The organism is Pseudomonas pisciculturae (assembly GCF_015461805.1).
Lineage (GTDB): Bacteria > Pseudomonadota > Gammaproteobacteria > Pseudomonadales > Pseudomonadaceae > Aquipseudomonas > Aquipseudomonas pisciculturae.
The window spans coordinates 375,912-401,215 of the sequence record NZ_JACVZE010000004.1; the positions used below are offsets into that span (position 1 = coordinate 375,912).

Consider the following 25,304-nt stretch of genomic DNA (forward strand, 5'->3'; position numbering starts at 1 on the left):
ATCCTAGCCCGCTTCAAATAACGCCATGGCCTCGACATGCGCTGTCTGCGGAAACATGTCGAGGATCCCGGCACGTTTTAGCCGGTAGCCTTGCTTGACCAACTCAACCGTGTCCCGCGCCAGCGTGGCCGGGTTGCAGGACACATACACCAGACGCTTGGCCTTGAGGGTTGCGAGCTTGCGCACAACCTCCAGGGCACCATCGCGAGGTGGGTCCAAGAGTACCGCACAAAAGCCTTGTTTGGCCCATTCTGCGTCGGTCAAAGGCTGGGACAAATCGGCCTGAAAAAACTGCACATTATGCAAATCGTTGCTGACGGCATTGAGCGCCGCCCGGTCTACCATGGTCTGCACACCTTCCACCGCCACCACTTCACGCACCTGGCGTGCCAGTGGCAGGGCGAAGTTGCCCAGGCCGCAAAACAGGTCCAGCACCCGCTCATCGGGTTGTGGCGCCAGCCAATCCAAGGCTTGGGCGACCATTGCTTCATTGACCCCGGCATTGACTTGCACGAAGTCGCCTGGGCGATAGGCCAATTCCAAGCCCCACTGTTCCAGGCGAAAACCCAACACGGCATCGGCTTGCACCGGCTCCGGCTGGCCCTCGCCATGCAGCCACAATTGGGCTTCATGGAAGGCGCAGAATTCTTTCAATACTTGCAGGTCTGCATCAGACAACGGTGCCATATGCCGCAGCAACACGGCGATGGACGTACCGCTGAACAATTCCACATGCCCCAACGCCTGAGGTTTGCTCAAGCGGCGCAACATGTTTGGCAAGCGCTGCATGATCGGTTGCAAGGCCTGTACCAGTACCGGGCAATCATCGATGGCAACGATGTCCTGGCTGGCCACGGCACGGAAACCCACGTCGAGTTTTTTCGCCTTGGCATCCCAGCGCACGGCCACGCGGGCGCGGCGGCGGTAGCCAAATTCCGGCCCGCTCAACGGCGCAGCCCACTCTTGCGGTTCGACACCGGCCACGCGGGACAGTTGCTCAGCGAGCATGCGCTGTTTCAGGGCAAGCTGTTCGGCATGGGGCAAGTGTTGCACGCTGCAACCGCCGCAGCGGCCAACGTGGGCACAAGGTGCCGGGCGGCGCAATTCGCTGGCCGTGAACACACGCTCAGTGCGGGCCTCAACGATCTTGCCGTGGGCGCCCAACACCCGCGCTTCGACTTCTTCGCCAGCGAGTGCACCGTTCACAAACCAGGTGCGGCCTTCAAAGAACACGATGCCTCGGCCATCGTTGGCCAGGCGCTCAATGGTCAGGCGTTGCTTCTTGCCCACCGGAATCTGCGGGGCGCGGCTGCCGCCTGTCGGTTGGAAGCGCAGGCCTCTCTCGTGCTTGGCCATCAGTTGGGTTCGTCGAAAATGCCGGTCGACAGGTAACGGTCGCCTCGGTCACAAATGATCGCGACGATCACCGCGTTTTCCACTTCTTTAGACAAACGCAGCATGCCGGCCACGGCGCCACCGGAGGACACGCCGCAGAAGATGCCTTCTTCACGGGCCAGGCGGCGCGTGGTGTCTTCGGCTTCACGTTGAGCCATATCGATGATGCGGTCCACACGGGTCGAATTGTAGATCTTCGGCAAGTACTCTTCGGGCCAGCGGCGGATACCGGGGATGGCCGCGCCTTCCATCGGTTGCAGGCCAACGATCTGGATCGCCGGGTTCTGCTCCTTGAGGTAGCGCGAGTTGCCCATGATGGTGCCGGTGGTGCCCATGGAACTGACGAAATGGGTGATGGTACCCCCGGTCTGGCGCCAGATTTCCGGGCCGGTGGAGGTGTAGTGCGCCTCGGGGTTGTCACCGTTGGCGAACTGGTCCAGCACCTGGCCACGGCCTTCAGCGGCCATGCGCTCGGCGAGGTCGCGGGCACCTTCCATGCCCTCTTCCTGCGTCACCAGCACCAGCTCGGCGCCATAGGCGGTCATCGCCGCCTTGCGCTCGGCGCTGCCGTTGTCGGGCATGATCAGCACCATCTTGTAACCCTTGATCGCCGCGGCCATGGCCAGGGCGATGCCGGTGTTACCCGAGGTGGCTTCGATCAAGGTGTCGCCGGGCTTGATCTGCCCGCGCAGCTCGGCACGGGTGATCATCGACAACGCCGGGCGGTCCTTGACGGAACCGGCCGGGTTGTTGCCTTCGAGCTTGAGCAACAGGGTATTGCTGGTTTCACCCGCCATGCGTTGCAAGCGGACCAGGGGCGTGTTGCCGACGCAATCGGCGATTGTAGGGTACTGCAAGGTCATGGCGTATTCGCAATCCAGACTGCGGGGCGCACATCATACCGGGAAAGGCCGACGGGCCATATCACGCAAAGTGCGGTGCTTATGGCTTAAAGGCATAAGCAAAGGATCAGCCGATCACGAACTCATTCCACTCCTCAAGGGTCAGTTGCCGGATCAGTTCGTCTTTGGCCGTTTGCCTCGCGGCTTGCAGGGTGCGAACGTGATTCAGGTAGGCGCCCTCCGTCATCAAGCCCTTCTCCACTTTATCGGTCGCCCTCTGCAAGCTCCGATCATGTTCTTTGAGCTCGGACGTAAACCTCTGCGCGTACTTGCGCTCCAGAAACTCCACCCAATCGGGCTCATGCTGGACATGTGCAGGCCAACTCCAACCATCCTCCTGACGCAGAATGTTCTGCCTTAGGGTATACACCGAATGGGCATCAGGTACCTCGGTGGGCTCATCGAAACGCCCAGGTAGTACCAGTGGCAATTCAAGGCTGGGAGCCAAAGCAATGCGATAGCTCAAAATTCGCGTGCAGGCCTGCCATGACTCCTGCGGATCGAAATAGCGGGAAATCTGCTGACTGAGGGAGTCAAGCCGACGCAGTGCACGGTAGTAACGCAGAAAGCCCGGCCCGGCACTTTGTACGTCACCTGCGAGCATCCGCTGCGGCAACATGTTCAGTTCAAGTTCATGCAGGCACAGCAGCCAGCTGTCTAAATTATCGTTGTTTAAATAACGATAGGCCGATGAGATTGCAATCAGCTCCATACGACCATGAAACAGCGCTTCGTCGATAAGTGTCCAGACACGTTGCGTGACATTCTCTCGCAGGGCTTGAAATTGGCGATCAATAAAGCCGGGATCACTCGCGATGCATCCAAGCAGCTCGAAAAAGTAATCCGTCATCGCATGCTCCTGCAGCGTGGCCCAATCATGCTGACGCATGCGTACTTCTGTACCGGGAAGTAACGCCAACCAGCGGGTCGCGCTTTGATCAAGCGATTCTGGCGGTTGCCATAACCCGAAATCAGCACTAGGTCGCCCATAACGCGCACCTACTCGACGCAACAGCAGCTGCGTTTCGGGGTACAACGGGTTGCCCCGCAAATTCATGCCTTGATGAACCTTGGGCAAAATGAACAGATCCGATTCGGACAGCACTCTGATTTGGTTGTCGCGAAGATCAAAATTGCGCAGTGTCGCCAGTGTCACGGCACCGCGCGGCATTCGATCCAGCCCGCAATTGCGCAGATTCAGGTCTCGCAGCTGCTTTAAACGATAGAGCGATAGCTGCCGCCCCTGCCCGAGTGGGTTTGCCGATAAATCAAGCGTCCTCAAATTGGTCAGTGCGGCCAGTCGTAATTCGTCGCGCAAAGTGAACTTGAGGCGGTTGTTTGACAGGTTGAGCACCGCAAGTTGCGGGGCGCCCTCGAAATCCGGCAGATGGCTGAACTGGTTGCCATTGAAGTTGATCACGCGAAGGCCGGGGAAACATCTGATGAAATTGGGCGGTAGGTCGGTCAACCGATTGCTGTTCACGCTCAACATCGTTACATGGCCGAAATGCGCGTGCAGTGTCGGTAAACTCGCCAGATCCAGGTCATCCAGATTGAGTTCTTGAACAACGCCCGGAGTAAAGCCCTCCTTCGCCCAGCAGCGCTGAATCCGTGCAACCGCCAAAGCCCGAGAGCGGGCCGAGGCGATACCCGCATCGCTCGCCGAAGCCTCATCGCGCCACTGCTGCAACGCATTGTTCATCACGTTACGTTCGTTGATCAGGTAGTTGATGACCCCTTCGCGCTCGCTGACGGAGTCGCCAACATCCAGTAATAGGCTTCTGGCCTGTTCGTCAGTCTTGGCTGGAAACAATTCACGTACCCGCGCCACCTGCTCGCGGTCCGCAGGCCCCAAGTCATCACCACCGCTCAGGGGGTAACCGATACGATCATCAGCCTGGCGCCGAGGTGGCTTGAACATGGGAAGGCGCCCTTTCTGGGAGAAGGCTGCGAACCCCATGTTACGGCGCAAACGATGATCGATTTCCAGTTTCAGCTCATCATGGGTATAGCGCAGTGCCTGACGCTCCTGCGTCGGCAGCGCGTCCAGCAACACGGCAAGAAAAGCCCCCGGCCTTCCCGTCGATTGCCGCGCTCCATTCGCCTGGGGAATGTATGCCTCGTAGTGTCCGCTGACAGAGACGAGCACACGCTGCAACGTCGCGTCAGCGGGCCCCACGCTGTCAATCAGGTGACCTCTTTCCCACACTTCGACCCGAAGGTGGCTCGACCATCCCTCTATATCCGGCAAAGCATGCAGTATCAATCTTGAGCTGCCTTCACTCTCAGCAGCGGGCAGATAGACCCCCTCCAGAGCCTTGGTTTTGCGTAAATAATCTATCCACCAGCGCACATCAGGCATCAACGTCGGAGGAAAGTGGCCCGCTTGCAGTTTCAGGCGTTCACTTGCCGTGATATCGCGCAGCAGATCTTCGGCAATTGCCGCCGTCAAACTGGGAAAGTGGCGTTGCAGTACTTGCGCCAATGGGTCCGTCGACAGTTCGCTTTTATGACACAACACCTTGAAAAAAAGCCGCTCCATGTGCGGCTGATCGGCTGCCACCCTGCTCTCTAGTACATCGATCTGCTCGACACGCCCCATACCCGGATGCCCCACCAGCACATCCGCGCGCTCGGGCCCCACCTCACCGAGCAGTTCATCAAAAAAGTCCCGCCCCACTTCTACGCCGGCCTTGATGCGCTGGTGGACAGTGAAACGCTCAATGGTCTCCCTCAGCACCGCCGGCGGGCGCTCGTTACGCATATGCACGCGCCGCAGGATTCCAGGTGTCACACCGCTGACATGCTGAATCTGTTCGATGACATCCAACGAAAACGATTGAGCCAAAGGCTCCAGGCGATAAAACAGCTTCTGCCCGTCCCAGGTCAGGGGGTTTTCCCATTCATGACGCCACGCGCCTGCGCCGTTGTGGGTCAACAGCGGCGCATACGCATCGTGCAATGACGGATGCTGAATACGCCAGGGCTGTTCGGCAACCTTGAAGCATTCCCCCTCGATAAGCAGGTAGCGATCCGCCCCCAGGCGATACAGGCCTTGGGCATGGGGTTCAGGGTTGATAAGCGACTTTTCGACGGGGCTGGCGTACCGCTCGATCTCACGCCGGCAGGGATAGAACGAGCCATCAGGTGCACGGCTGAGCAACATGGCGCGAGCAACCAGATGACGCAAGTCGTCGATCGCCCGCAACGCATTCAACCCAAGGCCGAGCCGATCCGCATCAGACAGCTGGCTCACGATCGCTTCATAGAAACTGTCAGCGCCGCTCAGCGTCGGGCCAGTGCGAGAGTCACGATGATCAAACGACGAAAAGTCCCCCCGAAGCTGATCAATCACCACGATAGTCCGGTCCGCAGCACCACCAGAAACGTAGGAGGCGAGCTGCCCTGCAGGACTGACGACCAGCGGTCGACCGATGCCGTCATTCAGCACGCCGTGGGCAAACTCTGCGGCCCAACTCTGGGTTTTTTGACTGAACCTGCGGGGGTGGAAGATCCCATCAATGATGGCGTCCCAGCGTGCCACCTGACGGGCGCCGCGTAACGCGTTGTAAAGCGCTTCGGGTTGCAATTTCGAGTCCAGCAACTGCGTTTGTTGGTGTTCCGACAGGGGATGTTCACGCAGCACCTCCAAGAGCCGCACCCTACTCAGCTCAGGATGCAAGGCTTGCAATTGCGTAACCACAGCGGGTACCTGATGTTCACTGCCAACGCTGTCGGGCAACAGGTTGTGCACTGACGCGCTGACGTCCTTCACCACGGCACGACTGGCCCCAGCAAAACGCGTCAACGCAACAAACAGTTCGAGCCTCAAGGCCTTGGCTTGCGTCGCCAATTGCTGACGCAGCAGCGGCTGCCCACCCGTGAAAAACGTCGGCAACAGCTCCACGATGGCCTGCGGCAGATGGGCGGTGTAGCGGCGCGGCGCGGCGTAGGCAAACTGATGGTTTTCCTGCACGGCCACGGTAACCGTCGATGTCGCCGGGCGAAGTGCGTTCTTGCTGTAGCGGCGTATTTCCTGGCCCTGGTGGTTTTCGATGCTCAGGGAAGTGCTCGCTGGCCAGTTATCCATCCGTACGAGCAGCGGCGCAATGACGTCAACCGCACCGACGGGCACCGGACGACCAGGATCGGCACCGTCGGCCACCCAGTCGATAAGCCTGTCGACCCGGTACCGATCCACGGCCTCGATCAGGGAGGCCGACGCCGGGGCACCGTCCCAAATCTGGTTCAAGGTTTGTCGTGATGTGGAACTTGCGTCGAGTAGTGCCTCCAATTTGCGAGCCGGCACATCCTGAGCAGCCAGCATTCTTTCGAGTATCTGAGGGCTGGACAGTTGCTGAGGGGTAGGTGTCGCACCGTGCCGCAGGGAGAGTTGCCGATACAAGCGTTGATGGCGGCGCTGCACGCTATAGGCCAAGCGGGTATGAATTCGACCACTGATCAATAAATCAGCCAGGTCGGCAAACCCCTGGAGCAACTCGCCTGGCTCACCGAGCATTGCCTGTTGGCCGCCCTCAACCAGTGCTTGCTCCATCGCGTAGAACATCGCGAAAGCCCGTATTCGACCCAACCCCTTCAACGCCCCCGGCACCGGGATCAACAAAACGTTGAGGATTTCATTGATCAAACTCTTGAACAGTTCAATCAGCGTTGCCATGAAACCGGGTGTTTGATTGGCCAGTTCCTGCAAGTTGGCTTGACTGCGCTTGACGTAAAAGTCACTCAAGCTAGAGACAGGCGTCTTCTGCACCGAGTTGCGTACATAGCCAATGCTGTTGCTGGCAATGGTTTTCGGAAGAGCTTGGGCCAGCGAGTGGACCAGCTTTTCCAACCAATGAGCATCGTGACGCAGCGGTGTGGTTTTGACGATTTGCTTCAACCGCGCGCTGTCACGCAGCAACATGACCTGGTACAGCCACTCTATCTGCCCGTTGCTGTAGAGGTTGCGGAATGAAACGTAGAACGACTCGCACGCCTCACGGTGGCTGGAATGATGGCGCAGAGCGCCGCCTGGCCGATTCGGCAGAAAGCTAAAGGCACCTTTGCAGCCCTTGACGGAAAAAACGATATGCGCGATGACCAGCTTGTCGCCGGGGGGCTGGCCAATGTATTGCCCAGTCAAGCCGATCGTTTCAGGTATCCAACTAACGTTATCGACGCCGTGAGGAATAAACAACTGCATTTCTTCCACCACATTCCAACTCATCTCCCCCACCAATGCGCGCCTCACACACTGGTACTTGTCTCGATCGACTCGGCTAGCCGTAGTGTCTCTCAAGGCTTCGATGAGGGCGAACTCAAACTCGGCCTTCGCCAACCCCATGATGCCGCTACCCAGCGAGCCGTTGGCCAATAACGCCTCGCTAAGACGTGTTTTGAGTTGCCCGCCAATATTGAGCCTGCGTACCAGCGCGATGAATTGGCTTGCAGTCGCGTTGATGTCGCTATCGAGGTAACTGGCGTCAACGAAGCTGGAGGTACCCAGCACACTCCAACCCGTCAGGCCGTCATAGTTCATGCAAGCGGCATCCCATAGGGTGGCACGCTCGATCACTTCCTCATCGCCTTTGTACTCGCGACGTACGCGACCTGACGGTTTGAGATAGCGAGTATTGATCTTCGCCACCTCGGGATCGATATCCTGACCGGTCAAGGCTCTCAACTCAGTACGCAGCGACGCCTTGGCGCGTTGTTCAAACTCAGTTGTGAACTGGCGAATGGCCTGCTCCAGAGTCTTCTGGTTGTCGATCCAGGCTCTCTGCAAGTCCAGGTAGTCGCGCTTTTCCTGCTCATTGAGCCCTTCAAGCAAGCTGTCGAACCCCGGGCGCAGGCTGTCCAGGGCCTGCAGGGCCGCCCACTCCTGGCCCGCCATCAACGGCCCTCGTTGCTGAGCCATGAACACGGACAGTGAGTCCTGTGGCGCGGTACTGATAATCGGCTCGACCATTTTCCTATTCCTGAAAAAGATCAGCCTGCGCCCTCGCCCTCCTGTCTCAGCGGTAGCTATGTAGCGCGACCTGTCAGCCGTGGTTTTTTTTGAAAACTGCGGGCCCCATCGCCGCGATTTGGCCTTCGATCAGTGCCTCGAAGGGGTTGAGCAACAGGTCGAACGTCACCGGCGCTTCCAACACCTGCAACGCCTGCACAATCGCTTCCACTGTCGACAACGCACCAGGGCCGGGAGCCTTGCGCAACCGGTAGCGCGACACGGCCCCTTCGGCCAGCGCGACGCGTGGGAGTGCGGCCAATAATGGGTTGAGGTGCAGCAACTTGCGCGCCTTGCGCCAAGTGCCATCAGGGACCACCAGTAATAGCGGTTGATCGTCCGGCGCATAAGCGTGCAGCGGCTGGGCGTCGTCCGCCGGAAACAACAGCCGTGCCTGATAACCGGGCACGCTCAATAACGCGGGTAAGTCCTCAAACACCTCCCCCACCAGCAACTGCGCATTGTTCAACCCCAACGCCGCCAAACGCGCCGTGTTGAGCGCATGATTGACCTCACTCGGATGCTGCAACAGCAACACGCGAGTGCGGCTGTCGAGGCTGGGGATCAGCGCGCACAAACAGTGGGTGAGCGGCCTGAGGCAACGGGAACACTGGGGTCTGGACATGATTTTCAGGCCTGGTTGAGCTGGGTTTTGAGCAAATCGCGAAAGGTCTGGATCAAGGGTTCGCGGCTGCGGCCACGGCGCATGATCATCGAGAACGGCGCCTGGTAGCCGAAGGTGGCTGGCAGCAATACGCGCAGGTCGCCCTTATCGGCCCAGGCCTGAGCGTAGTGTTCTGGCAGATAACCAATGTAGGCGCCGGACAGCACCAAAATCAGCTGTGCCTCCATACTTTCCACCGTAGCCGCGCTGTGCTTGAAGCCATGGCGCGCCAACTCCGCCTGGCTCCAGTAACCGCGGCCGACCATGCGTTGCTGGGTGATCACTTGCTCGGGAATGCGCCGTTCGTTGAACAACGGATGCCGCGCACTGCAATACAACCAGTGCTGTTCGCGATACAGCGGCATATAGATCAGCCCGCTCATGCGATTGGAGAAGGCGCCGATGGCCAGGTCGAGCCGGTTGTCCTGCACGCCCAGTTGCAGTTCATACGGACTCATCACCGATAAGTGCAGGTGCACCGCCGGGTGTTCCAGGCTGTAGGCACCAATGACCTCGGCGAACGGCAAGGCCTTGTCGCTGACGGTGGAGTCGAGTACGCCGAGCTTCAACGTGCCGCGCAGCTCGCCTTTTAACGCGGCGGCGTACTGTTCGAAACCTTCGAGCTCGCCCAATAGGCGCAGGGTTTCCTGATGGAACAACTCACCCTTGCTGGTCAGGCTGAATCCGCCCCGCCCGCGATGGCACAACACCAGGCCCAGCGCCGATTCCAGCTGACTCATATAAGTGCTGATGGCCGAGGTGGACAGGTTGAGTTCGTGCTGGGCATTGGCGAACCCCTGGTGGCGCACAACGCTGACGAAGATGCGCAGCAGTTTCAGGTCGGGCAAGGCGTTGGCCATCGGATCTCCGGATGCATACAAAAACCTGTGGGAGCTGGCTTGCCTGCGATGGCGTTGTATCAGTGACAGAGATATTGCATGAACCACCGCTATCGCAGGCAAGCCAGCTCCCACATTTGAACGGAGTTTACCTCAGGCATTAGTTTAGAAAAATCTGAACTAAGTATTTGCCCCTGCCGATTCTTTCATGCGGGGGGATTTCGCAGAATCGGCCTCTAATAAACAAAACAACGATGAGGCACTCCCGTGGACAAGATTTTCCACCAACCACTGGGCGGCAACGAAATGCCGCGCTTTGCCGGCATCGCCACCATGATGCGACTCCCCCACCTGCAAACCGCCAAGGGCCTGGACGCCGCTTTTATCGGCGTGCCCCTGGACATCGGCACCTCGCTGCGCGCCGGCACCCGCTTCGGGCCGCGTGAAATCCGTGCCGAATCGGTGATGATCCGCCCGTACAACATGGCCACCGGTGCCGCCCCGTTCGATTCGCTGTCGGTGGCCGATATCGGCGACGTGGCAATCAACACCTTCAACCTGCTCGACGCCGTGCGCATCATCGAAGAAGCCTACGACGAGATCCTTGAGCACGACGTGATCCCGATGACCCTGGGCGGCGACCACACCATTACCTTGCCTATATTGCGCGCTATCCACAAAAAACACGGCAAGGTCGGGCTGGTGCACATCGACGCTCACGCCGATGTGAACGACCATATGTTCGGCGAGAAAATCGCCCACGGCACCACGTTCCGCCGCGCGGTGGAAGAAGGCCTGCTGGACTGTGACCGTGTGGTGCAGATCGGCCTGCGTGCCCAAGGCTATACCGCTGAAGACTTTAACTGGAGCCGCAAACAAGGCTTCCGTGTGGTCCAGGCCGAAGAATGCTGGCACCACTCCCTCGCCCCGCTGATGGCCGAAGTGCGGGAAAAAGTCGGCGGCGGGCCGGTATACCTGAGCTTTGATATCGACGGCATCGACCCGGCCTGGGCACCCGGCACCGGCACCCCGGAAATCGGCGGGCTCACCACCATCCAGGCGATCGAAATCATCCGTGGCTGCCAAGGCCTCGACCTGGTGGGGTGTGACCTGGTAGAAGTTTCGCCGCCCTACGACACCACCGGTAACACCTCGTTGCTGGGCGCCAACCTGCTGTACGAAATGCTCTGCGTATTGCCTGGCGTGGCGCACCGCTGATGAGCGCGCAAGCAGTCTTGCACGCCGCGGCCGAGCTGGTCTCGGCCTTCGCCCGTAATGACCGCGCAGCCTACTTCGGCGCGTTCACGGCCGATGCCAGCTTTGTGTTCTACACCCTCCCCCAGCCGTTGCTCAGTCGCGATGCCTACCAGGCGTTGTGGGACAGCTGGCGTGCGGATGAGGGGTTCGAAGTGCTCTCGTGCACATCGAGCAACGCCTTTGTCAGCCTGCAAGGCGACGTGGCGATTTTTATGCATGACGTGGCCACCGAGCTGCGCATGAACGGGGAGCAATTTTTTAGCCAGGAACGCGAGACCATTGTCTTCAAACGACAAGGGTCTGGCACACAACAAAAACAAGGCCTGTGGCTGGCCTGTCACGAACATTTGTCCGCAATGCCGGAAGGGCTGCCGCCCCCTTAGCCAATGTGATCGGAGCTGATCATGAATAATAAAAACAACGATAAAAGTATTCGCAAGATAGAAACCAACGGGGTCGAACAGATCCCGGACCACGAACGTACCGCCGGCCCCAAGGATCTGTTCCGCCTGATCTTCGGCGGTGCCAATACCTTTGCCACCGCCGTGCTGGGTTCCTTCCCGGTGCTGTTCGGCTTGTCGTTTCAGGCCGGTGTCTGGGCGATTGTGCTGGGTGTATTGGTGGGCGCGCTGATTCTGGCGCCCATGGGCCTGTTCGGGCCGATCAATGGCACCAACAACGCCGTGTCTTCCGGTGCGCACTTTGGTGTGCACGGGCGGATCGTCGGCTCGTTTTTGTCGTTGCTGACGGCAATTGCCTTCTTCTCACTGTCGGTGTGGAGTTCAGGCGATGCGCTGGTAGGCGGTGCGAAACGTCTGATCGGCCTACCGGAAACCGACCTGACCCTGGGCTTGGCCTACGGCGTGTTCGCGATTCTGGTACTGACCGTGTGCATCTACGGCTTTCGTTTCATGCTGTGGGTCAACCGCATTGCGGTATGGGCGGCGAGCCTGCTGTTCCTGCTGGGTATCTTCGCCTTTGCGCCAGCCTTTGACAGCCACTTCGCCGGCAGCATCGCCATGGGCCAGACCGGTTTTTGGGCAGCGTTCATTGGCGCAGCACTGGTGGCCATGAGCAACCCGATTTCCTTCGGCGCGTTCTTGGGCGACTGGTCGCGCTACATCCCGCGTGAGACGCCGAAAATGCGCATCATGCTGGCGGTGGTGCTGGCGCAAATCGCCACGTTGATCCCGTTCCTGTTCGGCCTAGCCACTGCAACCATCGTGGCGATCAAGGCACCGGACTACATCGCGGCCAACAACTATGTCGGCGGTTTGCTGGCGGTAGCACCGAGCTGGTTCTTCCTGCCGGTGTGCCTGATCGCGGTGATCGGCGGCATGTCTACGGGCACTACGTCGCTGTATGGCACGGGGCTGGACATGTCCAGCGTGTTCCCGCGCCTGCTGTCACGGGTCAAGGCGACGTTGCTGATTGGGGTGATGTCGATTGCCTTCATCTTTATCGGACGCTTCGCCGCCAACCTGGTGCAGAGCGTGTCGACCTTCGCGGTGCTGATCATCACCTGCACCACGCCGTGGATGGTGATGATGATCATCGGCCTGATCGTGCGCCGCGGCTTCTACTGCCCGGATGACTTGCAGGTGTTCACTCGGGGTGAAACCGGCGGCCGCTACTGGTTCAGCCATGGCTGGAACTGGCGCGGGCTGGGGGCGTGGATACCCAGCGCGTTGGTGGGGCTGTGCTTCGTTAACTTGCCGGGGCAGTTCGTCGGGCCGCTGGGCAATTTGGCCGATGGCATTGATATCAGCTTGCCGGTGACGTTGGGGCTGGCGTCGGTGGTGTATCTGAGCTTGCTGCGCGTGTTCCCGGAACCGGCAGAGGTGTATGGGCCTAAGGGGCCGCTTCGCAGCCCAGCGGGAGCAAGCTCCCTCGCCACAAAAACTGCGCCTACAACATAAGAAAGACAATCGGAGAAACGCCGTCATGGCTTTGGATTTATTCGTCGTACTCATCTACGCCGCTGGCATGCTCGTGCTCGGCTACTACGGCATGCGTCGCGCCAAGACCCACGAAGACTATTTGGTGGCCGGTCGCAACCTGGGCCCGTCGCTGTACATGGGCACCATGGCCGCCACGGTATTGGGCGGTGCGTCTACCGTCGGCACCGTGCGCCTGGGTTATGTACATGGTATCTCCGGCTTCTGGCTGTGCGCCGCGCTGGGCATGGGGATCATCGCGCTGAACCTGTTCCTGGCCAAGCCGCTGCTCAAGCTGAAGATCTTCACCGTTACCCAGGTGCTGGAAAAACGCTACAACCCCATGGCCCGCCAAGCCAGTGCGGTGATCATGCTGGCCTACGCACTTATGATCGGCGTGACCTCGATCCTGGCCATCGGCACCGTGTTGCAAGTGCTGTTCGGCCTGCCGTTCTGGATCTCGGTACTGCTGGGCGGTGGCGTGGTGGTGGTGTACTCGACCATCGGTGGCATGTGGTCGCTGACCCTCACCGATATCGTGCAGTTCGTGATCAAGACCGTCGGCCTGATGTTTATCCTGCTGCCGATCTGCCTGTACCGCGTCGGCGGTTGGGATGAACTGGTGGCCAAGCTGCCCGCATCGAGCTTCAGCTTCACCGCGATTGGCTGGGACACGATCATCACCTACTTCATGATCTACTTCTTCGGCATCCTGATCGGCCAGGACATCTGGCAACGGGTGTTCACCGCCCGTGATGAAAAGGTCGCCAAGTACGCAGGCACGTTCGCAGGTTTTTACTGCATCCTCTACGGCTTGGCCTGTGCGTTGATCGGCATGGCGGCCCATGTGCTGATTCCGGACCTGGACAACGTCAACAACGCGTTTGCCGCCATCGTTAAGGTTTCGCTGCCGGACGGTATTCGTGGGCTGGTGATTGCAGCGGCGCTGGCCGCGATGATGTCCACCGCCAGTGCCGGTTTGCTGGCTGCCTCCACCGTACTCACCGAAGACCTGCTGCCGCGTTTGCGTGGGGGTAAACAGTCGAGCCTGGCGATCAACCGCCTGTTTACGATGCTGACGGGTATTGCCGTGCTCGGTATCGCGCTGGTGGTGAACGATGTGATCAGTGCCCTGACCCTCGCGTACAACCTATTGGTGGGCGGTATGTTGATCCCGCTGATGGGCGCGATCTTCTGGAAGCGTGCTACGACCTCCGGGGCGATTGCGTCCATGACCCTGGGCTTTGTGACCGCGCTGGTGTTTATGTTCAAGGATGGGTTGGATGCAAATACGCCGATCTACTACAGCCTGGCGGTGGGGTTGGTGAGTTTTGTAGCGGTGAGTTTGTTGTCGCGCAAGCCGCAGGCGGTGGCGGCTCGGGCGGTGTGATGCGTAAGGGGATTTAGAGCGGTTTCTTCAGCGGGCGCGACGTCGGATGTCGCGCCCGTTTTTTTTTCAACGGACAAGTTTTAGTTTGCCCGGATGAGCTCTTGGACTAATGATGCCCAAACCAAGCCCTGTGTTGTGCCCGCGGCATAAGTCCCCCCGGCCGCAATGCGATTGGACGCAGACCGATGCACTATCGAAATACCGTCAGGGGTCCCGGGCCTGGAACATTCGATAATTTGCAATTCGCCATTTTCAATCGCCCAACTGTAGGTCATTGGAAAGTGCCGAGAAATAGCGGCCAAACATGCTGCTAATACCTGTTCCTTGTGCTCTGACGTCGAGCCGGGCGGAACCTGCCCGCCGGAAACAAGAATGCAGCTCCCGTCCAAGCGGCAATTCATGACACCGATGGGCAGATCGTACTGCAACTTGAGCCCGCGCATTTCGGCACCTTCATTACCGATAGCGCGCATTTTGAAGAACCAGCCAGTAATCGCTACTACCTCTGACTCCTCCACTCCCATGGCCGTGACGACGAAATGCTCTCTGCTCAGCTCAGCAATTTCTAACGGGCTCAGGTGGTGAGGCAGAAACTGAATTCCGGATCGCTGCAAAAGCACCTCAAGCTCTGCCTTAAAATGAATAAATTCCAAATCATATCCCGAGACTGCAATAGCCCGACCGATCCCCGGCACACCGAAACGGTCCTGGAATTGCAGTGGACTCATCTCAAAGATTTCACCGCCTGGTTTGAGACTCGGCCAAGGCCTTTTCTCGATATCGCGTTGCTCAAGGATCGCGGCATCTACACCGCAGGCACCTTCCATATAAGCTCGCACAACTCCAGCACGCGCATAACGTGCCAACGTTGGGTTGTCGGCCAGAAGCTTTTCAAACAGTTCAATGCCTGCACGATTGCACTCAACAGCTAGATGCTGATTTGCGGGAAATAAATAGTCATTGTGCAGTGGCTTTGCAGTCGTCTCCGTTGCCGACATGTGGCGGATGTTCACATATTTGTGACTGGCTCCATCGCTCTCCTGGTTTCCTCCGTACACCGTGACTTGATAATTCGCCAGACGGAGCATTGCCGCCTGGAGCAAGCCGTTGATACCTCTACCAATGATCGATACATGCCCAACACCGCCATCTACTGGCTGAAGAGGAATCGTCAGTGACTGCGCGAGCTTGCGCCTGACAAGACCGTGCAAGGCCATTACGCTCAGTTGGATCGCAACCGCATAGTCAAGGTCGCAATGACAGGCTTCGGTGGTTGCCGCGTGGGTAGTCAACGTTGCCGGGTTGCACCATCTGGAGACACAGCAGCCAAGTGTTTGTGTGCGCATTCGAAAACCATCCAATGTCGCAGGCCCATAATCCATTACAAGCTGAATACCTTCCGACGCCGCCAGCACCTGCAATGCGTCATCGCTGAATACATCCGGCTTGGCGACACACACCAGGCGAGCCTGCCTGTGCAGGCATTGAATAAGGGCCGGACCCATGCAATGGGTGGTGTCTTCATTCAAGGATAAGCAGATGGCGACAGCTCGTGCCCCCACCATCGCCTCATGCCAATCCGTAACGAACTGCACTCTTTTGTCAGAACCCGGTGCTCGACCCTGCCGCACAAACACCTTGATCCGAACACCCGGATCTCGATCAAGCAACAACTTGACCAGCTCTTTACCCACATTGCCATAGCCCAGGACACACACATCACGGGGTATGGAGCCCTCGGCTTGTGTCAGCCAATGTGCGATATAGGCAGCGACGTGCGGCGCGTTGACCCCAGGCGTATTGATTACTCGAATGTCGTTGCACTGGCACAGATCCACCCGCACCTTATCCAGGCTCGTACCTCTGCGGATCAAGCGCAGCTCTGCGAATGGATGAGATATACGCCATTGACCAATGATGTCTGCATCGATGACTTGATCCCCAACAATGATCACTGATGGACGCAGGAGTGCGATCTGTATCAGCAGGGCTTGCTTGGTCAATGTGGGGGGAAGAAACACCACGTTGCTGGGTGCATCGGTCCTCCAGCGTTTCGACACAGGTGCGATATGCAAGATCGTTTCGGTCGTGGCTATCAGTGACGCGGTGACTGGCGGAGCGCTTGAGAGCGACATGGCTGGGTCTCCATCAATACAGACTTATCGATGAGTTAGGCCACTGTCGAAATACGTGTGCGCGTTGTCCGATTACAGTGGCCGTACTGGCTGTCGGCACTGAACCTACGCGCATCTGAAAAACTAAATAAGCCAGCTGGTTCTGATAAGCAGGTAGCTCGATTCCTACGCTTGAATGTCACTGGCGTACTGGGGGGAGGATGTGGCGAATAGCTGGATAGGAAATGGTTACTTCAGCGGGTGCGACACCGGATGTTTCACCCGCCAGTTGTGCCTGGCACACAACCGACTGTGGGAGCGGGCTTGCTCGCGAAGGCAGTGTCTCGGCCAATTATTCATCGACTGACACACCGCCTTCGCGAGCAAGCCCGCTCCCACATTTATAATTCGACTTTGACCGGTGGTTACCTGCGACGTGGCCGACGCTGCTCGTCATCCGTGCGAATCGGCACCGGTTGCATCGGCGGCTCGATCAAGCCCAATGCAACACCGAGGTCGTGGAGCCAGTTTTGAATTTTCTCTTTCATGGTTTGCCCCCTTTGAGGGTAATGCTGGTTGGCGCAAGCTTTGTCGCCGCTTCCTACATCGATAGTAGCCCTAAGTCCTACGTAATGCTTGGACGAAACCACAACGAACTATTACTGAATTGATTCAAATCCTGACGGATCGTTCAAGCAATGGCGCGTGTGTATTGCGGGGCTTCGGTCTTGCCCGCTTGCTGCAAATCAATCCATGCATTGAGGTTAGCGCCGAGCATACCCTTTCGCCACATCAGCCAGGTGGTCGCAGTGGCAAAAGGCCCTGTGAGCGGATGAACGGACACACTATCTTTGCCAGGCAGGCTGTCGAGCATGGATTCGGCCATCAAGGCCACGCCAGAACCGGCAATCACGCAGGCCAGCATGCCTTGATAGGACTCGATCTCGATGGCCCGGCCCATGGCGACGTGCTCGTGGGAAAACCACGTTTCCAGGCGTGTTCGATAAGCGCAGCTGCGTCGGAACGTGAACACCGAGCGCCCTTCTACATCCTGCGGCCCGCGCACCGGCGGGTGATCGGCTTCGCAGATCAGCACCAGACGTTCCTCGCACAGGGCTATACCGTCGAGGGAGGCGATGGTAATCGGGCCGTCCACGAATGCAGCATCCAAGCGCCCGGTAAGCAGACCTTCCAGTAATTCACCACTGGGCGCCGATTGCACCTGCAGGTTCACCATCGGATAGGCCTTGTGATAGCGGGCCAACAGCTTTGGCAAATGAACGGCGGCGGTGCTGTACATGCTGCCCAGTACAAATTCGCCGGCCGGCTGCCCACCTTGCACGGCGCCGTGGGCTTCGTCGTGCAGGGCCAGCAGACGGGTGCTGTAGTCCAGCAATACCTTGCCGGCGGGTGAAAGCTGCAGGCGCTGGCGCTCACGTACAAACAGCTCAACACCCAGCTGCTCTTCCATCTGCTTGAGTCGGGTAGACAGGTTAGACGGCACACGATGCAGGCGCTCGGCAGCTCGGGTGATGGAGCCCTCCTCTGCCACGGCCTGGAAAATGCGCAATTGACTGAACTCCATACCTTTCTCCAAAACTGAACAAGTTACTCACTATTATTCAATTTTACAGAAAGTCAATCGGCTTTAGCCTGAGGGTATTCGCTTACTCGCAGGAAACCTGAACATGTCCCCCCTGATTCGTTTAGTCGCCAGTTTTATCGCCTTGATGATGGCCATGGGCATTGGCCGCTTCGCCCTCACCCCGCAAATGCCGCATCTGCTCAGCGAAGGCCAGATCGACCTGACCGGCGCAGGCTTGATCGCGGCGGCCAACTACCTGGGGTATTTCGTGGGGGCGGTGGACTCGATTTTTGCCCGCAGCCACCACCACGTGCGCGGCCGCCTGTATGGCGGGTTGTGGCTGTGTGTGCTGCTGACCCTGGCCTCTTATTGGGCCCATGGCTTCTGGCCGCACCTGCTGTTGCGCTTTGGTACGGGGGTGGCCAGTGCCTGGGCGCTGGTGATGATCACCAGCCTGAGCCAACCGCTGGCGATTGCCGCCGGGCGTCCACACTTGGGTGCGTTGGTATTTGGCGGGCCCGGATTGGGGATTTTACTGACGGGGTTGCTGGCGCTGGGTTCCAACCTACTGGGGCAAGACTCGGCGACACTGTGGTTGGTGTATGGCGTGGTCGCGCTGCTGATGCTGTTGGCGATCCTCCCATTCCTGCCACAACCAAGCCCGACGGCCGCCGCTGAGGCTCAGGCCTGCAACAATGAAAGCATCGCGCACCTGTGCTGGATCTATTTCCTGTTCGGCCTGGGTTACATCATCCCGGCGACTTTTCTATCGCAGATGGCCAGCGCACAGTTCAACGGCGCCTGGCAGGCCGATCTGTTCTGGCCATGCTTTGGCCTGGCGGCCGCGATTGGCGTGGGGGTGGCGAGCCTGCGCCGCAAAGACACGCAAACAACCCGCCGTTGGTTGATGACTACGCTGTGGCTGCAATCTGCCGGGGTATTCATCTGCCTGCTGGGCAATGGTTGGGGGCTGGCGCTGGGGGTGTTGCTGTGCGGCGCGCCGTTCCTGGCGTGCATGCAACTAGTGATGGCACGTCTTCGCGATATCGCGCCCCACGGCTACCAGCGCAGCACCGGCCTGCTCACCGCCAGCTTCGCCATCGGCCAACTGAGCGGGCCTTTGCTGGCAGCGGTGAGCAGTCACCTCAGTGGCGGCCTGCAACCGGCGCTGGTGATCGCCGGTGCCGGTTTGTTAGTGGCGGGTTCGATATTGGTCAGCCGGCAACCATCGGTGCGGGTACGCGCAGCTGTTCCCGTCGTGCCAACACCAGGAAAAACAGCCCACCCAGGAAGCACCCGGTAAACCAGGCAAAGTTGGCCATACCCTGCAACGCCGGGGTAAAGGTGATCGCGACGCCCACCAGCGTCGCTGGCACCAGTGCCTTTACCGCCGTCCAGTTCACGCCGCCATCGAAGTAATAGCGACCGCTCGGGCTGTCATCGAACAGCGCGTCCACGTCGATCTTTTGCTTTTTGATCAGGTAGAAATCCACCAACAGGATGCCGAATAACGGCCCAATGAACGCGGCAAGGATATCCAGGGTGTAGTGGATCATCAGCGGGTTGTTGAACAGGTTCCACGGCGTGATAAAGATTGACGCCACGGCTGCGATCATGCCGCCAGCACGCCAGCTGATCTTGCTCGGCGCGATGTTGGCAAAATCAAACGCAGGGGAGACAAAGTTGGCGACGATATTGATGCCAATGGTGGCGGTCACAAAGGCAAAGGCGCCGAGCAATACCGCCATGTTGTTGTCGATGCGCGCCACGGTGGCAATCGGGTCGTGGAGCATCTCGCCAAACACCGGCAAGGTGCCCGAAACAATCACTACCGTCACCAATGAGAACGCCAGGAAATTTACCGGCAGCCCCCAGAAATTGCCGCGTCGCACATCCTGCATGCTGCGGCAGTAGCGGCTGAAATCACCGAAATTCAAGGTAGGCCCGGAGAAGTAAGACACCACCAGCGCCGTTGCCACGATCACCTGGCCAAACGCCTGCCAACCCGACAAGGATTTTTCTGCCAGGGTGAAGCTGATATTCGCCCAGCCTGCTTTCCATACGATCCAGCCCGCCAAAGCAAACATCACCGCGTACACCACCGGCCCGGCCCAATCAATAAAGCGGCGGATGGACTCCATGCCGGCCCAGAACACTGCTGCTTGCAGTACCCAAAGGCTGAGAAACCCAAACCATCCCAGGTAGGACAGGCCCGCAAAATGCGGCTCTGCATACACCGCCATCTGTGGGAAAAAGCGCAGCACCACAATGATCAAGGCGCTCGACGCCAGGTACGTCTGAATGCCATACCACGCCACAGCGATCAGGCCGCGGATCACTGCGGGAATATTCGCGCCAAACACACCGAAGGCCAACCGACAGATCACCGGGTAAGGCACCGCCGCCTGCTGGCTCGGCTTGGCCACCAGGTTGGCGATCAGTTGCACGATACAGATGCCGGCCAGCAACGCGATCAATACCTGCCAACTGGCCAAGCCCAACGCAAACAGGCTGGCGGCAAATACATAACCACCGACGCTGTGCACGTCGCTCATCCAGAAGGCGAAGATGTTGTACCAGGTCCATTTTTGCGGCAGTGGGCCCAGGTCCTGGTTGTACAGGCGCGGGCTGTAGCCTTTGGGCAATTGTTCGGTCATCGCTGGGCTCCTCGTAGTACCGGCCTGCGCTGCCGTTGCGGGTGTGCACACGGAAGGCGGCGTGGTTTGTATACGAGACAGTCAGCAGAATACGTGCCAATGGCACACAATCCCTCTGAAGCGGCGCTCCAAAGGAATCATAGAAACCTTATAAGCTTGGCTATCGCTCAGCAACGGTGCATAAAAATCCTGTACACAATCATTGCCGCACCCGATGTGCACACAAATACCCAACTGTGCAGCACGCTGCCGTCAGGCAGGTGCCCCAGGCCATGTCCATTATCGCCAACCCTGCGGACCAGCCTTGCAAGGTGGCCCAATTACTCAGGTCATAGGTGCCGTAGGCCACCAAGCCGAGTAAGGCGCCCAAACGTGCCGCGCGCTGCCAACTGACACTGGGCAAAACGACAAACACCACGCAACCGAGGACATACAGGAGATAGAAGAGCACTGCCGGCAATAGCCGTGGCTGATCCAGCATCAGCGAGCCCAGCAGAGATTTGTAGGTCGGGCCCATGAGGACGCCGAGCCAGAGGCCGTCAAGTACCAGGAACGCGAACAGGGTGCCGAGGTAGGCGAACAACATTTTTTTGGACATGACACACCTCTGTAGAAGAAGGCTGTCGTGGCGAGGGAGCTTGCTCCCTCGCCACATCAAGCCCGTTCATACAAAGAGGAACGTCACTCAGCTTAGTTCAATGCGATCCGCATGAATCACAATCTGGCCCTGCTTATAGAGGGCACCGATGGCCTTCTTAAAGTTGCCTTTGCTCACGCCGAACAAATTGCTGATCACCGCCGGGTCGCTCTTGTCGCTGACCGGCAGGCTGCCGTTGTTTTCACGCAACTTGGCAAGAATCTTCGAGTTAAGGCTGGAAGCCGCTTCCTGGCCGACCGGTTGCAGGCTCAGGCTGATGTTGCCATCGGCGCGGATCTCTTTGATAAAGCCTTTTTCTTCCTTGCCCGGGCGCAGGAACTTGAACACTTCGTTTTTGTGAATCAAGCCCCAGTGCTTATTGTTGATGATCGCCTTGAACCCCATGTCGGTGGCTTCGGCTACCAGCAGGTCGACTTCCTGGCCTACCTGGTAGTTGGCCGGCGTCTTGTCCAGGTAACGGTCTAGGCGCGCAGTGGCAGTGATGCGCTTGGTGTGCTTGTCGAGGTAGACATGCACCACGCAGTATTCACCGGCGGTCATCTGGCGTTTTTCTTCCGAATACGGCAGCAACAGGTCTTTAGGCAAACCCCAATCGAGGAATACGCCAATACTGTTGACTTCCACGACTTTCAAACTGGCAAACTCGCCTACTTGAACTTTCGGTTTTTCAGTCGTGGCGATAAGTTTGTCATCGCTGTCCAGATAAATGAAAACGTTAAGCCAGTCTTCATCTTCACTGGGAATATCTTTGGGGATATACCGATTGGGCAAGAGGATTTCACCGTCTTGCGCACCGTCCAGGTATAAACCAAAGTTAGTATGTTTAACTACTTGCAAGCTGTTGTAGCGCCCGACTAAAGCCATTTCAAATACCCTCGTTACGTGGGCGGCATTCTACCCGAGTTGCGCCCTCCACGCGCGCGCGCCTGAAAAATCAAGGGCTGGCGTGGCGTTCCAGTGGCCCTGCCCCGCTCGTCTGATGAGCCGGATGAATCTAGCGGTGCTGGAAGCCACCTCCAGCCCTGTGGTTTCTATTTAAAACAGTAAGTTAGAGAGGCTTTTCAAAAATACACTTTGCCCGTTTTGCGGCGTCGCAATAATTCTCAGAAGATATTTGCCAAGCAATTGTCAAGTATTTCCTGTACGATGCCTGGCCAAGTTAATTTTCTACAGGTTAGTGGCCGCCATGCGCGTAAAAGCATCCAACAGCAAAGCAAAGCCAGCTCCCGCCGTTGAAACCAGCGAATCGATCAACAGCCAGATTGCTGCGTTCCTCAAGTCGGGCGGCGAAATCCAGCAAATTGCCAAAGGCGTGAGCGGCCAGACTTTCGGCCCGTCCAAGCAGATCAGCCTGGGTAAAAAGTAACACCGCGCAGTACACCTGGTCCCTAAGCGCCTTGCCATCAAGGCGCTAGGACTAGAGCCCGAAACACCTCTCCAACCTATCCATCTTTGTGCCAATCGACGAACGGGGCTCACCGCCTGGCATTCGCCGGTATGCTTGCACACGTCTAGCACGGGCATCTGCCCTATTTTTTCCGTTACTGCTCCTCGCTTTTCATGGAGTGACGCATGTTTAAACCCAGCATATTCCTGGTCACTGCCCTCGCAGCCAGCCCCCTCGCCGAAGCGCAGATTTTTCAGCGTGAATTGGGCGATTTCGACCTGAAATTGGGCACCACCCCCAGCCGCAGCATGGCCCAGGGCTTGGTCAAGCCTACCTCGCCCGGCAGCGACTCGTTCCACGGCGGGCTGGACCTGAGCCACGACAGCGGCCTGTATTTCGGCCAGTTCTCTCCGAATATGGGGCTGTCCTCGGCCAGCACCCTTGAAGTCGATTCCTACATGGGTTTCAAACACCCCTTCGACCAGACCCTGGGCTATGAAGTCGGCCTGATCCACTACAGCTACCCCAAGCTCAGCCCCCTCGACAGCCAGGAGTTCTACGGCGGCCTCAATCTGCTGGGCAACCGCTTCGGCGCATCCTTCAGCAACGACCCCGACCGCCAGGACAGCACACTCTTCGCCGACCTCGGCGGCACCCAACCCTTTGGCATCGGCGTCAGCATGAAGTACACCACGCATCAGCTGGGTAGCCCGGTTTCGGTAGCGGGCGGTTCCATCAGCACCTTCAGTGACTGGTCGGTACAATTTTCCCGGCAATGGATGGGCGTGGACCTCAACCTGATCTACAGCGACTCCAGCCTAAGCGGCGGCGATTGCTCGGCCTACTCCGGACACAACTCGCAATGCGATGGGCTGTTGACCTTGAAGGCTGCGCGGACGTTTTATTGATGGGCTGAACTGTCGCGCCTGGCGTGGGTTCACATGCATTAACTCCCTCAATGCAAGGACCCGCCCATGCTGCGTCGGCTCAAACTATTGGTGGTATTGCTGACCCTGAGCCTGGCGCTCAGCGGTTGCAATCGCGTGGGCCTGGCCTATCGCAATTTGGATGTAATCATTCCCTGGACCCTCAACGACTACCTGGGCATGAACGCCGGGCAGAAGGACTGGTTCAACGACAAACTCAAGGAACACCTGGCCTGGCACTGCACCACCCAGCTGCCCGGTTATCTTGACTGGCTCGACCGCCTTCAACAAATGGTCGACGACAATCAGGTGACTGATGCCGCACTCCAAGCCCGTACCGCTGAAGCCAAGGCGGCCATCGCCGAGACCGCGCGCACCATCACCCCGTCGGCCATTGAGCTGCTGCAAGGCCTGAACGACCAACAGGTCAAGGAAATGAACGACGCCTTGGCCAAAGACCTGCGCAAACGCCAGGACGAATACCTCAAGCCGGCTATTGCGCAACAGATCAAGGATCGCGCCGATCGCATGCGCAAGCGCCTGGATGCCTGGATCGGCCCGCTCAGCGCCACTCAACAGCAGCGCGTCACGGACTGGTCCACTGCACTGGGCAATCAGAACGAGGCCTGGATCGGCAACCGTGCCCACTGGCAGGCGCAATTCATTGACGCAGTACAGCAGCGCAAAAATGCCGATTTCCCGCAGAAAATCCAGCAATTGCTGGTGGATCGGGAAAGCCTCTGGACACCGGAATATCGGACCGCCTACGCCCAGACAGAAGCCGCGGCGCGCAGCCTGCTCGTGGACCTGATGGCCGAAAGCACCCCGCAACAACGCTTGAAACTTACCCGGAAAATTGACGGCGTACGCAGCGATTTCAAAGCACTCAAATGCCTCAAGAACGCTGGACCGTAACGTGTGGGAGGGGGCTTGCTCCCGATAGCGGTGGGTCAGCCACCTACTGAGTTGACTGACACTACGCTATCGGGAGCAAGTCGAATCGTCGCACCGCCCCTCCCACACTGGATCTTCTCTCTGTCAGGTCAGGCAATTTGAGCTTTGGAGGCCACCTCGGCAAACGTCGCTGGGTCCAGCGCATCTGCCTGCTCATCCAACACCTGCCGCGGATGATCATTGCCCGGGATCGAACTGTCGATCAGCGCCAGCAATTGCGCACCCAGCGGCGTCAAGATGAAATTCTCACCATTGCCACCCTCCTCTTCAGGCCGCGATTCGATAAACCCGCGTTTAAACAACAGCGCCTCATAATCCGCAGCCGTCTTCTTCAGCGTATCGAGATTCCCAGTGGACTCGCCCGCCGTGGCCTTCTCGGCCGCTTCCTGCTCGGCGTATTTGCGCGGTGCGAAACTGCCCTCACCGTTCTGCACTTCGTGCAGCAAACGCTCGATCAGATCCCAGTTGTAAGTCGTCATCCTGATTCCTCCTGCAGGCCAAAGGAAAGTAGCCCGTCTGAAAATGGGACACGCCACGTCAGTCGCCGTTCAGCCTGACTGACGGGCGTGAGTTCTCTGAACTTTCCAGACGTTCGCACCCTCAACTGCGTATAACCGCCAAGGAGGTCCTAC

At 58.5% G+C, this 25,304-nt stretch carries 20 protein-coding genes; 8 read left to right on the top strand and 12 right to left on the bottom strand.

The genetic code is table 11. The annotated features are described in order from the left end of the window. Positions 1–3 precede the first annotated feature (3 nt). The 5 genes from rlmD to ICY20_RS13675 all read right to left on the bottom strand — a co-directional run bounded on the left by rlmD (position 4) and on the right by ICY20_RS13675 (position 9,828). Complete coding sequence (rlmD, locus tag ICY20_RS13655) at positions 4–1,356, bottom strand: 23S rRNA (uracil(1939)-C(5))-methyltransferase RlmD (RefSeq protein WP_194937719.1); 1,353 nt, start codon at positions 1,354–1,356, stop codon at positions 4–6. Continuing rightward, positions 1,356–2,258 carry a cysteine synthase CysM gene (gene cysM, locus ICY20_RS13660; protein WP_122485811.1) on the bottom strand — a complete coding sequence of 301 codons (903 nt, stop codon included), beginning with the start codon at positions 2,256–2,258 and terminating at the stop codon, positions 1,356–1,358. Before cysM ends, rlmD begins: the two co-directional genes overlap by 1 nt. Before the next feature lie 106 nt (positions 2,259–2,364). Beyond that, complete coding sequence (locus ICY20_RS13665; RefSeq protein WP_194937720.1) at positions 2,365–8,265, bottom strand: NEL-type E3 ubiquitin ligase domain-containing protein; 5,901 nt, start codon at positions 8,263–8,265, stop codon at positions 2,365–2,367. Positions 8,266–8,338: 73 nt separating this feature from the next. After that, a complete protein-coding gene (locus tag ICY20_RS13670; protein ID WP_159961775.1) occupies positions 8,339–8,929 on the bottom strand; it encodes a tRNA-uridine aminocarboxypropyltransferase in 591 nt (196 codons plus the stop codon). A 5-nt stretch (positions 8,930–8,934) separates the two neighbouring features. After that, complete coding sequence (locus ICY20_RS13675; RefSeq protein WP_194937721.1) at positions 8,935–9,828, bottom strand: LysR family transcriptional regulator; 894 nt, start codon at positions 9,826–9,828, stop codon at positions 8,935–8,937. 246 nt (positions 9,829–10,074) lie between these two features. Here ICY20_RS13675 and speB point away from each other — a divergent pair, with 246 nt between their 5' ends. From speB to ICY20_RS13695, 4 genes are read left to right on the top strand one after another with little or no spacing between them, the layout of a single operon-like run. Further along, positions 10,075–11,025: an agmatinase gene (speB, locus tag ICY20_RS13680; RefSeq protein ID WP_017134866.1), complete on the top strand. Its 951-nt coding sequence runs from the start codon at positions 10,075–10,077 to the stop codon at positions 11,023–11,025. Then, complete coding sequence (locus ICY20_RS13685) at positions 11,025–11,447, top strand: YybH family protein (RefSeq protein ID WP_159961777.1); 423 nt, start codon at positions 11,025–11,027, stop codon at positions 11,445–11,447. The genes speB and ICY20_RS13685 overlap by 1 nt, the downstream gene beginning before the upstream one ends. A gap of 21 nt (positions 11,448–11,468) precedes the next feature. Further along, positions 11,469–12,983: a purine-cytosine permease family protein gene (locus ICY20_RS13690; protein ID WP_194937722.1), complete on the top strand. Its 1,515-nt coding sequence runs from the start codon at positions 11,469–11,471 to the stop codon at positions 12,981–12,983. A gap of 25 nt (positions 12,984–13,008) precedes the next feature. Continuing rightward, positions 13,009–14,391 carry a sodium:solute symporter gene (locus ICY20_RS13695; protein WP_194937723.1) on the top strand — a complete coding sequence of 461 codons (1,383 nt, stop codon included), beginning with the start codon at positions 13,009–13,011 and terminating at the stop codon, positions 14,389–14,391. Between the two features lie 80 nt (positions 14,392–14,471). Here the strand turns inward: ICY20_RS13695 and ICY20_RS13700 are convergent, their stop codons facing one another. The 3 genes from ICY20_RS13700 to ptrR all read right to left on the bottom strand — a co-directional run bounded on the left by ICY20_RS13700 (position 14,472) and on the right by ptrR (position 18,090). After that, entirely contained in the window at positions 14,472–16,526 is a 2,055-nt protein-coding gene (locus ICY20_RS13700) for an FAD-dependent oxidoreductase (RefSeq protein ID WP_194937724.1), read from the bottom strand. 404 nt (positions 16,527–16,930) lie between these two features. After that, positions 16,931–17,053, bottom strand: coding sequence for a PA1414 family protein (locus ICY20_RS28260; protein WP_267464003.1), 123 nt, complete (start codon positions 17,051–17,053; stop codon positions 16,931–16,933). 143 nt (positions 17,054–17,196) lie between these two features. Continuing rightward, positions 17,197–18,090, bottom strand: a complete 894-nt coding sequence (ptrR, locus tag ICY20_RS13705) for a putrescine utilization regulator PtrR (protein WP_159961794.1) — start codon at positions 18,088–18,090, stop codon at positions 17,197–17,199. A 103-nt stretch (positions 18,091–18,193) separates the two neighbouring features. On the opposite strand from ptrR, the gene ICY20_RS13710 reads away from it, so the two are divergent. Further along, entirely contained in the window at positions 18,194–19,393 is a 1,200-nt protein-coding gene (locus tag ICY20_RS13710; protein ID WP_194937725.1) for an MFS transporter, read from the top strand. Here the strand turns inward: ICY20_RS13710 and ICY20_RS13715 are convergent. The 3 genes from ICY20_RS13715 to ICY20_RS13725 form a co-directional block, all read right to left on the bottom strand. After that, the gene (locus ICY20_RS13715; RefSeq protein ID WP_194937726.1) at positions 19,305–20,747 is read right to left on the bottom strand and encodes an NCS1 family nucleobase:cation symporter-1; all 1,443 of its coding nucleotides are present in this window, start codon (positions 20,745–20,747) and stop codon (positions 19,305–19,307) included. The genes ICY20_RS13710 and ICY20_RS13715 overlap by 89 nt on opposite strands. Before the next feature lie 199 nt (positions 20,748–20,946). Further along, a complete protein-coding gene (locus tag ICY20_RS13720) occupies positions 20,947–21,345 on the bottom strand; it encodes a DUF2177 family protein (RefSeq protein WP_159961800.1) in 399 nt (132 codons plus the stop codon). Positions 21,346–21,432: 87 nt separating this feature from the next. After that, on the bottom strand, positions 21,433–22,269 hold the full coding sequence (locus ICY20_RS13725) for a CvfB family protein (RefSeq protein WP_017845295.1): 837 nt from the start codon (positions 22,267–22,269) through the stop codon (positions 21,433–21,435). A 322-nt stretch (positions 22,270–22,591) separates the two neighbouring features. On the opposite strand from ICY20_RS13725, the gene ICY20_RS13730 reads away from it, so the two are divergent. The 3 genes from ICY20_RS13730 (at position 22,592) to ICY20_RS13740 (ending at position 24,633) form a co-directional block, all read left to right on the top strand. Further along, positions 22,592–22,771, top strand: coding sequence for a hypothetical protein (locus ICY20_RS13730; protein ID WP_003193095.1), 180 nt, complete (start codon positions 22,592–22,594; stop codon positions 22,769–22,771). Positions 22,772–22,977: 206 nt separating this feature from the next. Further along, positions 22,978–23,700 (top strand): TorF family putative porin, encoded by a 723-nt coding sequence (locus ICY20_RS13735; RefSeq protein ID WP_159961802.1) that lies wholly within the window; start codon positions 22,978–22,980, stop codon positions 23,698–23,700. A 66-nt stretch (positions 23,701–23,766) separates the two neighbouring features. Beyond that, complete coding sequence (locus ICY20_RS13740) at positions 23,767–24,633, top strand: DUF6279 family lipoprotein (protein ID WP_194937727.1); 867 nt, start codon at positions 23,767–23,769, stop codon at positions 24,631–24,633. Between the two features lie 128 nt (positions 24,634–24,761). Here ICY20_RS13740 and ICY20_RS13745 read toward each other — a convergent pair whose 3' ends face one another. Further along, positions 24,762–25,151, bottom strand: coding sequence for a transcriptional regulator (locus ICY20_RS13745; RefSeq protein WP_122485799.1), 390 nt, complete (start codon positions 25,149–25,151; stop codon positions 24,762–24,764). Positions 25,152–25,304: the final 153 nt, after the last annotated feature.